We start from the raw sequence: 14,255 nt of genomic DNA, 5'->3' as shown, positions 1-14,255 counted from the left end.
TCAGACCTCCTGCGTGGTCAGGACGATGTCGCCGACCGACACCGTGTCACCGGACGCGTACGAGACCTGCGCGATGCGTCCCACTGCGGCGAGGTCGCCCTCAGCGGAGCGGATGGCGTCGAGTGCGGCATCCGGACCCGTGATGGTGAGGGAATCGACGGGCGTCTTCTGCGAGGCCTTGGCCTCGGTCTTCGCACGACGCACGCTGATCAGCGCCTCGCCGACGGTCTTGAGCACGGCGGGGTCGCCCTCGATGCCGAGCGTCTCGGGCCAGGACGCGGTGTGCACCGAGCCCTCCTCGAACCAGGACCACGCCTCCTCGGCGGCGAACGACAGCACGGGGGCGAGCAGGCGCAGCAGCGTCGACAGCGCCGTGCGCAGCGCGAGGGCGGCCGATGCCTGGCCGGCGTCGGCCTGGTTGTAGGCGCGCTCCTTCACGAGCTCGAGGTAGTCGTCGCAGAACGTCCAGAAGAACGCCTCGGTGATCTCCAGCGCCCGGGCGTGATCGAAGGCGTCGAAGGCCTTCGTGGCATCCCGGACGACCTGGTCGAGGGTCGCGAGCATCGACGCGTCGAGCGCGTGGGTGATGCGGGCGTCCTCGGGGACGGGGAACGACAGCACGAACTTGGCCGCGTTCAGCACCTTGATCGCGAGGCGGCGGCCGATCTTCACCTGCGTCGGGTTCTGGGGGTCGAACGCCGCGTCGGCGCCGAGGCGGCTGGAGGCCGCCCAGTAGCGGACCGCGTCGGTCCCGTGCGCGTCGAGGATGTCCGCGGGCGTCACGACGTTGCCCTTCGACTTCGACATCTTCTTGCGGTCGGGGTCGACGATGAAGCCGGAGATGGCGGCATCCGTCCACGGCGCGCGGCCGTCCTCGAGCACGGAGCGCACCATCGTGGAGAACAGCCATGTGCGGATGATGTCCTGACCCTGCGGGCGGACGTCGAACGGTGCCACGAGGTCCCAGAGCTCGGGGTCGCGCTCCCACCCGCCCGCGAGCTGCGGGGTGAGGGAGGACGTCGCCCAGGTGTCGAAGATGTCGCGCTCGGCGTCGAAGCCGCCGGGCACGCCGCGCTGGTCCTCGGTGTAGCCGTCCGGCACGTCCGTGGTCGGGTCGACCGGCAGACGCGAGAGATCGGGGGTCAGCACGCGGTCGTAGTCCCGCTCGCCGTTCTCGTCGAGGCCGTACCAGACCGGGATCGGCACGCCGAAGAAGCGCTGCCGCGAGACGAGCCAGTCGCCGGTGAGGCCGTTCGTCCAGTTCTCGTAGCGCACACGCATGAAGTCCGGGTGCCAGCCCATGCCGCGGCCCATGTCGATGAGCTTGTCGCGCAGCTCCCCGTCGCGGGCGCCGTTGCGGAGGTACCACTGGCGCGTCGAGACGATCTCGAGAGGGCGGTCGCCCTTCTCGTAGAATTTCACCGGGTGCGTGAACGGCTTCGAGACCTCGAGCAGCTCACCGGATTCCTGCAGGAGCTCCACGATGCGCTTCTTGGCGCTGAACACGGTCTTGCCGGCGAGCTCGGCATAGGCGGCCTTCGCGGCATCCGTCACGAGCACGTCGGGGGCCTCGTCGATGATGCGGCCGTCGCGACCGAGGATCGTGCGGTTCGGCAGGTCGAGCTCGCGCCACCAGATGATGTCGGTCACGTCGCCGAACGTGCAGATCATCGCGATGCCGGTGCCCTTGTCCTTCACCGCGAGCGGGTGGGGGAGGATCGGCACCTCGACGTCGAACAGCGGGGTGCGCACCGTCGAGCCGAAGTACGGCTGGTAGCGCTCGTCGTCGGGGTTCGCCACGAGCGCCACGCAGGCGGGAAGCAGCTCGGGCCGCGTCGTCTCGATGTGGATGTCGCCCGAACCATCGCTCTTGTGGAAGGCGACGCGGTGATACGACGCCTGCTGGTCGCGGTCCTCGAGCTCGGCCTGCGCGATGGCGGAGCGGAAGTCGATGTCCCACAGGGTGGGCGCCATGGCCTGGTAGGCCTCGCCGCGGTCGAGGTTCCGCAGGAACGCGAGCTGGCTGGTGCGGATCGTGTCGTCCGAGATGGTGCGGTACGTCTGCGTCCAGTCCACCGACAGACCGAGCTTGCGGAACAGGTCCTCGAACTGCTTCTCGTCCTCGATCGTCAGCTCCTCGCAGAGCTCGATGAAGTTGCGACGGCTGATCGGCACCTGGTCGGCCGGCTTCAGGCTCTTCGCGTCACCGTGGAAGGGCGGGGTGAAGTCCGGGTCGTAGGGGAGCGAGGTGTCGCAGCGCACGCCGTAGTAGTTCTGCACGCGACGCTCGGTCGGCAGACCGTTGTCGTCCCAGCCCATCGGGTAGAACACGGTCTTGCCGCGCATGCGCTCGTAGCGCACCTTGACGTCGGTGTGCGTGTAGCTGAACACGTGCCCGATGTGGAGCGAGCCGGATGCCGTCGGGGGAGGCGTGTCGATCGAGAAGACGCCCGCGCGCCCCTTGGCCTTCGCCGCGTCGCGGTCGAACAGGTACGTGCCGGCGCCGGACCACGCGGCATCCCACTTCTGCTCGAGGCCTTCCAGGGCGGGCTTGTCGGGAATGTGCGCGTTCGTCATGGTGAGGCTCCTCGAGCGATATGTGCGGCACTGTGTGAGCGTGCCTGAGTGTGGGTTGCCGCTCAGTCTACCGCCGGGTCGCATGCGGGACCGTGGGGATGCGCGGCTTCGCGAGGAGATGCGGGTTCCCGAGGAGCGGATGCCGGGATCCGGCCCTCGGGACGCGTCATCTCCTCGCGAAGCGACGCGCGAGGGCTCCTCCCGAGCTCGCCGCACATGCGATCCCTGCACAGACAGTGCCGAGGCTCCAAGGCAAGACGGCACACGGCGGATCCTCGGGGCATGAGGGTGACGGATGCCGTGGCGCAGCGCGGCGGTATCGTCCGCGCGGCGCAGGTGCGGCGGCTGGGATTCGGTGACCGTGCGGTGAGCGGAGCGGTGCGGGAGGGCGAATTGGTGCGCCCGAGGAGGGGGTGGCTGGCGACGCCGTCGAGCGATCCGCTGCTGCGAGCGGCCGCGCAGGCGGGAGTGGTCATCTCGTGCGTGACGCAGGCGCAGCGACTCGGGCTGTGGGTGCTGCGCGCGGATGCGGCGCACGTGGCGGCATCCGCTCATTCGGGCTCGGTGCGGATCGAGGATCCCAGCACCGTCGTCCACTGGGCGGAGCCGATCGTGCCGCGCGCGCCGGACGCGCTCGTCGACCCGATCGAGAACGTCCTCGCCCTCACCGCGGCCTGCCTGCCGTTCGAAGAGGCGCTCGCGATCTGGGAGTCGGCTCTCGAACGGGGACTCGTCTCCCTGCCGGCGCTGCGCCGGCTGCCATTCCGGGGGCGCGCACGCGAGGTCCTCGGCACCGCGTCGCCGTTCTCAGGCTCTGGAGTCGAGTCCTTCATCCCGCCCCGGCTGGCCTGGCTGCGGGTGCCGATCGTGCCGCAGGCGTGGATCGCCGGTCATCGGGTGGACTTCCTGATCGGCGATCGTCTCGTCCTGCAGATCGACGGCGGCACGCACATCGGAGCGCAGCGCGACGGCGACAACGCGCACGACGCCGAGCTCCTGCTCCTCGGGTACCACGTCGTCCGCGTCGGCTACGCGCAGGTCGTGCACCGCTGGCACGTCGTGCAGGACACGATCGCCCAAGCGGTGGCGCAGGGACTCCACCTCGTCGATCGGTGACGCTTCGCGAGGAGATGCGGGTTCCCGAGGAGCGGATGCCGGGATCCGGCCCTCGGGACGCGTCATCTCCTCGCGAAGCGACGCGCGACGAAGCGACGCGCGAGCAAGCGACGCGCGAGCAGTCTCAGAACGCGGTCTCGATCGTCTCGTTGCCGTCGATGATCTCGCGCACCGGGTCGCTCGTGAAGGCGTCGACGAGCGCGTCGGTGGACGCGGCATCCTTCTCCTCGTCCGGGACGACGAGCTGCAGGGCGAATCGGTCGTCGAGCTCGGTGATGAGGCCGTCGTCCTGGGGGGTGAGACCCAGGGCGGCGATGTGCGAGGGCCACTGGAAGACGAGGTCGGCCTCGTCGTAGGCCGTGTTGAGCTGGTTGATCTGCAGTTCGAGGAACTCGAGGCCCTTCGGGTTCTCGGCGATGTCGTCGACCGTCGCGGCGTACGGGTCCACCCCCTCGGCGAGCGTGACGACGCCTTCGTCGGCGAGCAGCTTCAACGCGCGGCCGGTGTTCGAGGCGTCGTTGGGGATCGCGACCGTCGCACCCTGGGGCAGATCCTCGATGTCGTCGACCGTCTTGGAGTAGAACGCGATCGTGAAGTTGTAGATCGGCTGCACGGCCACGAGCGACGCGTCGTTGGCCGCGTTGAACTCCTGCATGTAGGGCTCGTGCTGCGAGAAGTTGGCGTCGATGTCGCCGGCGGCGAGCATCTGGTTGATGGTGACGTAGTCGGCGACCTCGACGAGCTCGATCTCGTAGCCGTCCTCGATCTCGTCGGCGGCGGCCTCGACGATGTCGGTCATCGGCGAGGTGACGGCGCCGACGCGGAGGGTCTGGACGTCGTCGCCGCTGCCGGAGGATGCCGGGGCGCAGCCGGCGAGGACGGCGACGGCTGCGGCGGTGAGGGCTGCGGCGAGGGTGAGGCGGCGCGGGGACATGGTGCTCCTTGTGGGATAGGGGTGTCAGCGGTGGTCGAGGCGAACGGAGATCCGCTGCCCGATCGCCTGGATGACGAGGACGATGGCGAGGATGACGAGGATCGTGAAGTACATGAGCACGTCGTCGTACTCCTGGTAGCCGTAGCGGAGCGCGAAGTCGCCGATCCCGCCGCCGCCGACGACCCCGAGGACGGTCGAATACGACAGCAGGCTGATGCTCGCCGAGGTCAGGGCGTACACGAGCCCCGGCACGGCCTCGGGCAGCAGGAACCGCACCACGGTCTGCGGCACCGTCGCGCCGAGGGTCTGCGCGACCCGGGGGATGCCGGGGCTCACCTCACGGAGGATCTGCTCGACGAGACGGCCGTACACGGCGACGGCGACGACGCACAGCGAGAAGGTCGCCGCGGGTGTGCCGAACGTCGTGCCGTAGACCGCGCGTGTCACCGGCACGAGGAACACGACCAGCAGGAGGAACGGGAACGAGCGGATGACGTTGATCAGGGTGTCCGCGACCGCGAAGACGGCGCGGTTCGACACGATCCCCCCGGGTCGGGTGAGGTAGACGGCGGTGCCGAGCGGGAGGCCCAGGAGGACGGCGGCGGCGAGGGAGACGCCGAGCATGTACGCCGTCTCGCCGAGTGCCTCGACGAGGTCGTCCCCGCGTTCGGCGAGCGATGCGCCGAGCGAGGCGAGGATGTCGTCGGGGCCGCTCACGCGCCGAGCTCCCGCCGGGCGCGATCGAGGTAGGTCTCGGGTTCGAGGCGTCCGGTGCGTCGGACGGGCAGCACGTCGGCGAGCGCACCGCCGTCGAAGAGCGCGACGCGGTCGCAGACCGCCCGCACGACGTCGAGGTCGTGCGTGACGATGAGAACGGTCGCCCCGAACCGGTCGCGCGCGTCGCGGATGAGGTCGAGCACCTCGCCCGCGGTCGCGGCGTCGAGCGCAGACGTCGGCTCGTCGCAGAGCAGCAGGCGCGGGCGCGTCACGAGGGCGCGAGCGATGCCCACGCGCTGGCGCTGTCCGCCGCTGAGCTGGGCGGGGAAGGCGTCCGCCCGGTGGTCGAGACCCACGAACCGCAGCACCTCGTCCACGGCCGCGGTGTCGCGCTCGCGTCGGGGGCGGAGCGTGAGCGGAGCCGCGACGTTCTGCCGCACGGTTCGATTGGCGAGCAGGTGGACGCCTTGGAACACGACGCCGATCTCGCGTCGCAACACCCGGAGTGCCGCGCGGTCGAGCGCGGCGACGTCCTGCCCGAGGACCGACACCGCACCGGCGGTGGCGGTGGTCTCGCCCGTCAGGAGGTTCAGGAGCGTGCTCTTACCGGCGCCGCTCTCGCCGATGACGCCGAGGATCTCACCGGCACGCACGGTGAGTTCGACGGAGCCGAGCCCGCGGACGCCGTTCGGGTACGTCACACCCGCAGCGGTGAGTTCGACCGGGGGAGCGGACAGCACGACGAGACCTCGAAACGATTGTTGGATGCCGTCCAACTATAGTTCTGCCATGAGCACCAGGTACCGGACCGAGGCGATCAACGACGACGGCGGCACCGCTGTGAGCCGGGTCGTCGGCGGCCTCGAGGTCGCGGTGATGAACCCGCTCAGTACCGACGCGGACCTCACGCGGAGCAATCCCGAGCAGCTCCTCGCCCTCGCATGGGCGACGTGCCTGGACGCGACGCTCCAGGCGATCGTCAAGGGCGCGCATCGCACGCGGGTGCGGGTCGAGGTGGAGCTCCACGACTCTCCCGCGCGCGGCGGCTACGAATTCCACGTCACGGCCTTCGTGTCGGCACACGGGCGCACACTGGGGGAGACCGAGGAACTCGTCGGCGCGGCACACGATCGATGCCCGATCTCCCGTCTGCTGCAGGATGCGGCGACCGTCGGCATCCGTGCCGAGGAGTGGGCCGACGAACGGTCCACGGCGAACCCGAGGTGCGGCATGTCGACGCCTCGGTAGTGCGTGACGAAGCGGCGACGCACGGTCATCCCCAGGCGGATGGCGACGTGCATCGACGCGATGTTCGTGTCCCGGACCTTCGCCCACACGGTCGGCGCGTCCAACTCGCGGAATGCCCAGTCGCGCGACGCCGCAGCGGCCTCCGTCGCGTACCCCCGGTGCCAGTGCGCCCGGCGGAACAGATACCCGACCTCGAGGACCTCGTCGTCGTCGATGCGCTGCCGCGTGATGCCGCACTGCCCGATCATCTCGCCCGGGGCGTCGGCGAGTTCGACGGCCCACAGCCCGAACCCGTCCTCCGTGTAGCGCTGGAGGTTGCGCTCGAGCCACGCCCGGCACTCGGCCTCGGTGAAGGCGCCCTCGTACGCGGTCATCGCGACCGGGTCGGTGAGGATCGCCCGGAGCGCCGGCAGGTCGTCCTCGCTCATGTCGCGGAGGACCAGCCGAGCCGTCCGCAGCGTCACTCGTCCGTTCGCACGTCGATGCCGAGGGATACCGCGAACGCGAGTGCGTGCGAGGTCGCCTGGTCGCCGGTCAAGGTGACGCCCCGCAGCATCCGGACGTCCGTGAAGGACAGCACCTCGGCTCCCCGCAGGTCGACGTCGCCCGCTTGCCACTCCCGGACGTCCATCTCGTCCACCGTCGATCCGGTGATCCGCACCCGCTCGAGGCGGGCGCCGGGAAGGTCGAGGGTGCCGATGCGGCATCCGGTCACGTCGATGTCGCGGAGCGTCGCGCCGCCCGCCGTCAGGTAGTCGACGCGCACGCCGTCCAGGACGAGGCCGTCGCAGCGCGCGCGCGACAGATCGAGCGTCCCGATCCGTCCCCCGCGGACGACGACGGTCCGCCACGTCCCCTCGCGGGCGAGCAGCTCGGCTGTCGACACGGCGTCGAGGACGACGTCCGTGAGGATCGCGCCGGTCAGATCGAGGGTCTGGACGGATGCCGGGGCCACGACGCTCTCGCTGATGCGGGTGTGCGCGGCATCCGTCGCCCCGGGGTCGAGATCGATGCGCGCTTCGGACGTCTCGCCCGACCGGCGCAGCGTCGCGGGCGTCAGCTCGCGCGGGAGATCCGGGTCCGGGATGCGGGGAGGCTCGGGGCGGATGCGGGGGCGGGCCATGACGCCAGGCTATGCCGACGGTATGATTGTGCCCATCAGCACCGATCCGGCCATCACCGGGGAGCTCTCGGAAGAACAGCGGTCCGCCGCCCAGTAGAACCGAGCGGGGCAGGCCCGTCATCGCCGCAGGTGAGTGGGTGCATCCGGAACCGGGTCGCGCCAAGCGGGGTGGTACCGCGGTCTCCGGATCGTCCTCGCAGGAGCAGACCTGCAGGAGTGACATGACCTACCCCCGACCTTCCGCCTTCGGCCCCGCCGCCGATGCGCCCGCGGCCGTCGTCCCGAGCCCGCGTTTTCCCGACCTCGAGCGCGAGGTCCTCGCGTTCTGGGAGCAGGACGACACGTTCCGCGCGTCGATCGCGCAGCGCGATGGCGCCGACGAGTGGGTGTTCTACGACGGCCCGCCGTTCGCCAACGGCCTGCCGCACTACGGCCACCTCCTGACCGGCTACGCGAAGGACCTCTTCCCGCGGTTCCAGACGATGCGCGGCAAGAAGGTCGACCGCGTCTTCGGATGGGACACGCACGGCCTGCCCGCCGAACTGGAGGCCATGAAGCAGCTCGGCATCACCGAGAAGAGCGAGATCGAGGAGATGGGGATCGCCGCCTTCAACGCGAAGGCGCGGTCATCCGTCCTCGAGTACACGCAGGAGTGGGAGAACTACGTCACCCGCCAGGCGCGCTGGGTCGACTTCGAGCGCGGCTACAAGACCCTGGACACCGGGTACATGGAGTCGGTGCTGTGGGCGTTCAAGGAGCTCTACGACAAGGACCTCGCCTACGAGGGCCACCGCGTGCTGCCGTACTGCTGGCGCGACGAGACGCCGCTGTCGAACCACGAGCTGCGCATGGACGACGACGTCTACAAGATGCGTCAGGACCCGTCCGTGACGGTCACCTTCCCGCTCGTCGGTGCGAAGGCCGAAGCCCTCGGCCTGACCGCCGTCCGCGCGCTCGCCTGGACCACGACCCCGTGGACCCTCCCGACCAACCTCGCGCTCGCCGTCGGCCCCGACATCGAGTACGTCGTCCTGCCGGGCGGCCCGGCAGGCGCCGCCGACATCCACGAGGACGCCCTCGAGGGGCAGTCGCATCGCTACCTGCTCGCCGCCGACCTGCTCGCGAACTATGCCAAGGACCTCGGATACGCGTCCGCCGATGAGGCCCGCGACGCGGTCGACCAGACCGTCCGCGGTGCCGACCTCGCCGACGTCGCCTACGACCGGCTCTTCGACTACTACGCCGACAAGGAGACCTGGGGCACCCAGCACGCCTGGCGCATCCTCGTCGACGACTACGTCACCACGACCGACGGGACGGGCATCGTCCACCAGGCCCCGGCCTACGGCGAGGACGACCAGCGTGTGACGGGGGCCGCCGGCATCCCGCTCATCATGAGCCTCGACGACGGCGGCCGCTTCCTGCCCCAGGTGACCGACGTCGCGGGCGAACTGTGGATGGACGCCAACCGTCCGCTCATCCGCCTGCTGAAGGCCGAGGGACGTCTGCTGCGCGAGGCGTCGTACGAGCACTCGTACCCGCACTGCTGGCGCTGCCGGAACCCCCTCATCTACAAGGCGGTCTCGAGCTGGTTCGTCCGGGTCACCTCGATCAAGGACCGCCTCGTCGAGCTCAACGAGCAGATCACGTGGGCGCCCGAGAACGTCAAGCACGGCCAGTTCGGCAAGTGGCTCGAGGGCGCGCGCGACTGGTCGATCAGCCGCAACCGGTTCTGGGGTTCGCCGATCCCGGTGTGGAAGAGCGACGATCCCGAGTACCCGCGCGTCGACGTGTACGGCTCGCTCGAGGACCTCGAGCGCGACTTCGGCCGGCTGCCGGTCAACGAGGCGAACGAGGTCGACCTGCACCGCCCGTTCATCGACGACCTCACGCGTCCGAACCCCGACGACCCGACGGGGAACTCCACGATGCGCCGCATCGAGGACGTCTTCGACGTGTGGTTCGACTCCGGCTCGATGCCGTACGCGCAGGTGCACTACCCGTTCGAGAACCGCGACTGGTTCGATGAGCACGCCCCCGCCGACTTCATCGTCGAGTACATCGGTCAGACCCGTGGCTGGTTCTACGTCATGCACGTCCTGTCGGGCGCGCTGTTCGACCGCCCGGCGTTCTCGGGCGTCGCCTGCCACGGCATCGTGCTCGGCAGCGATGGGCAGAAGATGTCGAAGTCGCTCCGGAACTACCCCGACGTCAGCGAGGTGTTCGACCGCGACGGATCCGACGCGATGCGGTGGTTCCTCATGAGCTCGTCGGTCCTGCGCGGCGGCAACCTCGTCGTCACCGAGGAGGGCATCCGCTCCGGCGTCCGCGAGTTCCTGCTGCCGCTGTGGAACGCGTGGTACTTCTTCTCGACGTACGCGAACGCCGCGGGCGGCCCCGATGGTGTCGGCTACGAGGCCCGTCGCCGCACGGACTCGACGAACGTCCTCGACCGCCACATCCTGGCGCTCACGGGTGACCTCGTCCGGGGCGTCGCCGCAGACCTCGAGGCGCTCGACTCGACGATGGCGGCCGCGAAGCTCCGCGAGTTCGCGGAAGCGCTGACCAACTGGTACATCCGTCGATCGCGAGACCGCTTCTGGGTGGGGGTGGATGCCGCCGACCCGACCACGACGGAGGCGTTCGACACGCTGTTCACGGTGCTCGAGACGCTCACTCGCGTCGCAGCCCCCCTCATCCCGCTCGTCTCGGAGCGCGTCTGGCGGGGACTCACCGGGGGGCGCAGCGTCCACCTCGAGGACTGGCCCGACGCCGACGAGTTCGCCCCGGCATCCGACATCCGCGAGGCGATGGACACCGTCCGCGAGGTGTCGTCCGTCGCGAACGCCCTCCGCAAGAAGGAGGGCAAGCGCGTGCGTCTGCCGCTCGCGAACCTCACCGTCGCGGTGGGCGGTGCCGACGCGCTCGCGCAGTTCGAGGACATCGTGCGCGACGAGCTCAACGTCAAGGCCGTCGAGGTCGTCGAGCTCACCGAGGGCCTCGCCGAGCAGTACGGCATCAGCCAGCGCCTCGCCGTCAACGCGCGCGCGGCCGGTCCGCGCCTCGGCAAGCAGGTGCAGCACGTCATCAAGGGCGCCAAAGCAGGCCTGTGGAGCGAGGAGGACGGCGTGGTCGTCGTCGACGGCATCGCGCTCGAGCCGGGGGAGTACGACCTCACGCTCGAGGCGGGCGGCGTCGCCGAGGGCACCGCGATCGCGCTCCTGCCGCGCGGCGGGTTCGTGCTGCTCGACACCACGACGACGCCCGAGCTCGAGGCCGAGGGCCTCGCGCGCGACGTCATCCGCGCCGTGCAGGACGCCCGCAAGGCGGCCGGCTTCGAGGTGAGCGACCGCATCGCGCTGCAGCTCACCTTCGACGACACCGGCGACGCCGAGGCGGTCGCCGCCGCATTCGACGTGGCCGACGTCGCGGGGGAGACCCTGTCGGTCGCCGACCTCGTCGCCACCGCCGATGGCACCGCCCTGCGCGGTGAGGCGCTGCGCTCCACGCCGGAGCACACGGCATCCGTCCCCGCCGGCACGTACGCGAACGCCGGTTCCTTCACGATCGGCGTGCGCCGGATCGGAGCGACCTCATGAGCGACCGGACACGAGCGGACGCCGTCTACGCGGCGCTCCTGGAACGGCAGGGCGAGCGCTGGGTCGAACCCCGTGTCGAGCGCACGCGCCGTGTGCTCGAACTGCTCGACGACCCGCAGCGCACGTACCGCGTGGTGCACATCACCGGCACGAACGGCAAGACCTCGACGAGCCGCATCATCGAATCGATCGTGCGCGCGCACGGGCTCCGCACAGGGCTCTTCACGAGCCCTCACCTCGAGCGGTTCACCGAGCGGATCACGGTCGACGGCCAGCCGATCGAGGACGGCGCCGTCGCGGACGCGTGGGACGAGATCTCACCCATCGTCGACCTCGTCGACGCCGAGCTCGACGGTCGGGGGGAGCCGCCGCTGACGTTCTTCGAGCTGCTCACGGTCCTCGCCTTCGTCGCGTTCGCCGATGCGCCCGTGGACGTCGCGGTGATCGAGGTCGGGATGGGCGGGTCGTGGGATGCCACGAACACCGCCGACGGGGATGTCGCCGTCTTCGCTCCGATCGACATCGACCACGCGGACAAGCTCGGCGACACGATCGCGGAGATCGCGACGGTGAAGGCCGGGATCATCAAGGATCGCGCGGCCGCCGTGTCTGCGGCTCAGGACCCGGCCGCGGCCGGTGTGCTCACCGCCGCGGCCCGCGCGAAGGAGGCGTCGCTCGCTTTCGAGGGCGAGCAGTTCGGTCTCCTCGACCAGAAGCTCGCCGTCGGCGGGCAGCTGCTCACCGTCCGCGGCCTCGCGGCGACCTACGACGAGCTCTACCTGCCCCTCTACGGTGCCCACCAGGGGAGGAACGCGGCCCTCGCCGTCGCCGCCGTCGAGTCGCTCATCGGCGGCGCGACCCAGCCGCTCGCCGCCGACGTCCTCGCGGACGGGTTCGCGACCGCGACCTCGCCCGGGCGCCTGCAGCTCATCGGCATCGCACCGACCGTGCTCGTCGACAGTGCGCACAATCCCCACGGCGCCCGGTCGCTGGTGTCGGCACTCGGGGAGTCGTTCGACTTCGACGAGTGGGGCCTCGTGCTCGGCGCCTTCGCGGACAAGGACGTCGACGGGATCGTCCAGACGCTCGCTCCGGCCGTGGCGCAGGTGTTCGCGACCGCACCGGAATCCGACCGTGCCGAGGAGCCCGACCGGATCGCCGACATCGTGGAGGAGGTCGGGACGCCCGTGACCGTGCACCGCGACCTCGCCGAGGCGGCGGAGGCCGCTCGGGCGTGGGCCGCGGCATCCGATCGACGGGCGGTCGTCATCGCGGGCAGCGTCGTGCTGGCCGGCGAGGCCGTCGTCTTGGCGGAGGCCGAGGGGTGGAAGTCGGGGTACGACGCGTGAGCCCGCGAGTGCGTCGACAGCGCGGCGCACGTGAGTCGCTCCTGTCGGTGATCCTCGGATTCGAATCGATCGTCGCGTTCCTCGCGGGCCTCTCCGTCTACGGACTGAAGGCGTTGCCTGCGGGGATCGAGCCGTGGTGGGGAATCGTCGGGGGAGCCGTCCTGGGCGTCCTGATGATCGCCCTCGCGGGGTTCACCCGGCACACGTGGGCGGTCGTCGCGGGCGGTGCACTGCAGGTCGTCATCGCGCTCGGCGCCTTCTTCGTGCCGGCCCTGCTGATCGCCGCCGCGGTTTTCGGCGGGCTGTACGTGTATGCCACCATCAAGGGCGGCGCGCTCGATCAGCGCAACGCCTCACTCGCCGCAGACGCGGACCAGAACGGAGACTGACATGGCCACCGAACAGACCCTCGTCCTCGTGAAGCCCGACGGGGTCGCCCGTGGACTCACCGGAGCGATCCTCGCCCGCATCGAGGCGAAGGGCTACGCGCTCGTCGACATCCGCCTCGTGGAGCCGGACCGCGCCCGCCTGGAGCAGCACTACGCCGAGCACGAAGGCAAGCCGTTCTACGAGCCGCTGCTGGAGTTCATGATGTCGGGTCCCTCCGTGGCGATCCGCCTTGCGGGCAACCGCGTCATCGAGGGATTCCGCTCGCTCGCCGGCACCACCGACCCCACGACCGCGGCCCCCGGCACCATCCGCGGGGACTTCGGGCGCGACTGGGGCCTGGCCGTCCAGCAGAACCTCGTCCACGGCAGCGACAGCACCGAGTCCGCCGCGCGCGAGCTCGGCATCTGGTTCGCCTGAGCCGAGACCCACGACGATGCCCCCGCTCTTCACGGAGCGGGGCATCGTCGTGTCAGCGGGTGAACTCCGCGATCCAATCCAGCTGCAGCTGCGCGAGCAGACCGACGACCGCGAACGTGACGATCGCCATGAGCGGCACCCAGGCCATCAGCCTGCCCGCGCCGCGACGAGCCGACGCGGATGCCGGGATCGCCCCGATCCGCACGAGGTGCACGACGACGGCGTAGAACGAGGGGATCGTCACCAGCCACGTCACCATGCACCACGGGCAGAGGGTGCCGAGCACGTACACGCTCTGCGAGATCAGCCACAGCACGAACCCGAACGCGAAGGTCATACCGAGGCCGAAGACGAGCCAGAACCAGCGAGCGAACCTCGCGCCGGCGAGCAGAGCGGCCCCGACGACGGCAGGCGCCATCCACCCGGTCAGACCCAGGACGGGGTTCGGGAACCCGAACACCGAGCCCTGCGCCGACTGGAGATTCGCGCCGCACTGCACCAGGAGACTGATGTCGCAGGCCGCAGTGGCGTTCGGGTCGGCCAACAGACGAAGTCGTTCCACGGTGAGTTCGAACGCGGCGAACCATCCCACGGCACCTGCCAGGATCAGCCAGACGGCGAGGCCGAGGGGGCGTGGGGAGCCGGTCCGGGAGGTCATGCGGGCGATTATCGCACCGCCGGTCATGGGTGCCCTGGAGGCCTCGGCCGTGCATAACCCACCGATCGGTCATGGAATCGCCCCGGAAAGTGGGATACTGGGAGTCGACGTCCCCGCGGCCGCGCCG

At 70.3% G+C, this 14,255-nt stretch carries 12 protein-coding genes and 1 pseudogene; 6 read left to right on the top strand and 7 right to left on the bottom strand.

Annotation, left to right across the window (positions count from 1 at the left end):
- Window positions 1-2,577, bottom strand: a complete 2,577-nt coding sequence (valS, locus tag KZX17_RS13075) for a valine--tRNA ligase (protein WP_248174372.1) — start codon at window positions 2,575-2,577, stop codon at window positions 1-3.
- Window positions 2,578-2,859: 282 nt separating this feature from the next.
- On the opposite strand from valS, the gene KZX17_RS13070 reads away from it, so the two are divergent.
- Entirely contained in the window at window positions 2,860-3,693 is an 834-nt protein-coding gene (locus tag KZX17_RS13070) for a type IV toxin-antitoxin system AbiEi family antitoxin domain-containing protein (protein ID WP_248174370.1), read from the top strand.
- A gap of 124 nt (window positions 3,694-3,817) precedes the next feature.
- Here KZX17_RS13070 and KZX17_RS13065 read toward each other — a convergent pair whose 3' ends face one another.
- Genes KZX17_RS13065 through KZX17_RS13055 form a run of 3 tightly spaced genes read right to left on the bottom strand, consistent with a single transcriptional unit; the run spans window position 3,818 to window position 6,084 of the window.
- Window positions 3,818-4,627, bottom strand: a complete 810-nt coding sequence (locus KZX17_RS13065; RefSeq protein ID WP_248174368.1) for a MetQ/NlpA family ABC transporter substrate-binding protein — start codon at window positions 4,625-4,627, stop codon at window positions 3,818-3,820.
- A gap of 24 nt (window positions 4,628-4,651) precedes the next feature.
- On the bottom strand, window positions 4,652-5,344 hold the full coding sequence (locus KZX17_RS13060; protein ID WP_248174366.1) for an ABC transporter permease subunit: 693 nt from the start codon (window positions 5,342-5,344) through the stop codon (window positions 4,652-4,654).
- Window positions 5,341-6,084: an ATP-binding cassette domain-containing protein gene (locus tag KZX17_RS13055; protein ID WP_248174364.1), complete on the bottom strand. Its 744-nt coding sequence runs from the start codon at window positions 6,082-6,084 to the stop codon at window positions 5,341-5,343. The genes KZX17_RS13060 and KZX17_RS13055 overlap by 4 nt, the downstream gene beginning before the upstream one ends.
- On the opposite strand from KZX17_RS13055, the pseudogene KZX17_RS15225 reads away from it, so the two are divergent.
- Window positions 5,969-6,460 (top strand): annotated as a pseudogene (locus KZX17_RS15225) (OsmC family protein); the annotation flags it as partial. The gene KZX17_RS13055 and the pseudogene KZX17_RS15225 overlap by 116 nt on opposite strands.
- Here the strand turns inward: KZX17_RS15225 and KZX17_RS13045 are convergent.
- Window positions 6,391-7,056: a GNAT family N-acetyltransferase gene (locus KZX17_RS13045; protein ID WP_308194620.1), complete on the bottom strand. Its 666-nt coding sequence runs from the start codon at window positions 7,054-7,056 to the stop codon at window positions 6,391-6,393. The pseudogene KZX17_RS15225 and the gene KZX17_RS13045 overlap by 70 nt on opposite strands.
- Window positions 7,053-7,715, bottom strand: a complete 663-nt coding sequence (locus tag KZX17_RS13040) for a hypothetical protein (RefSeq protein WP_248174360.1) — start codon at window positions 7,713-7,715, stop codon at window positions 7,053-7,055. Before KZX17_RS13040 ends, KZX17_RS13045 begins: the two co-directional genes overlap by 4 nt.
- A 221-nt stretch (window positions 7,716-7,936) precedes the next feature.
- On the opposite strand from KZX17_RS13040, the gene ileS reads away from it, so the two are divergent.
- The 4 genes from ileS to ndk are packed head-to-tail and all read left to right on the top strand — an operon-like array spanning window position 7,937 to window position 13,470.
- The gene (ileS, locus tag KZX17_RS13035; RefSeq protein ID WP_248174358.1) at window positions 7,937-11,314 is read left to right on the top strand and encodes an isoleucine--tRNA ligase; all 3,378 of its coding nucleotides are present in this window, start codon (window positions 7,937-7,939) and stop codon (window positions 11,312-11,314) included.
- Window positions 11,311-12,663, top strand: a complete 1,353-nt coding sequence (locus tag KZX17_RS13030) for a folylpolyglutamate synthase/dihydrofolate synthase family protein (protein WP_248174356.1) — start codon at window positions 11,311-11,313, stop codon at window positions 12,661-12,663. The genes ileS and KZX17_RS13030 overlap by 4 nt, the downstream gene beginning before the upstream one ends.
- Complete coding sequence (locus KZX17_RS13025) at window positions 12,660-13,052, top strand: DUF4233 domain-containing protein (RefSeq protein WP_248174354.1); 393 nt, start codon at window positions 12,660-12,662, stop codon at window positions 13,050-13,052. The genes KZX17_RS13030 and KZX17_RS13025 overlap by 4 nt, the downstream gene beginning before the upstream one ends.
- A gap of 1 nt (window position 13,053) precedes the next feature.
- On the top strand, window positions 13,054-13,470 hold the full coding sequence (gene ndk, locus KZX17_RS13020; protein WP_248174352.1) for a nucleoside-diphosphate kinase: 417 nt from the start codon (window positions 13,054-13,056) through the stop codon (window positions 13,468-13,470).
- A gap of 52 nt (window positions 13,471-13,522) precedes the next feature.
- Here the strand turns inward: ndk and KZX17_RS13015 are convergent, their stop codons facing one another.
- Window positions 13,523-14,128 (bottom strand): vitamin K epoxide reductase family protein, encoded by a 606-nt coding sequence (locus KZX17_RS13015; protein WP_248174350.1) that lies wholly within the window; start codon window positions 14,126-14,128, stop codon window positions 13,523-13,525.
- Window positions 14,129-14,255: the final 127 nt, after the last annotated feature.

It is taken from the genome of Microbacterium sp. EYE_78 (assembly GCF_023149035.1).
In the GTDB taxonomy this organism is placed as follows: Bacteria; Actinomycetota; Actinomycetes; order Actinomycetales; family Microbacteriaceae; genus Microbacterium.
This window is presented reverse-complemented; position numbering and strand designations above follow the sequence as displayed.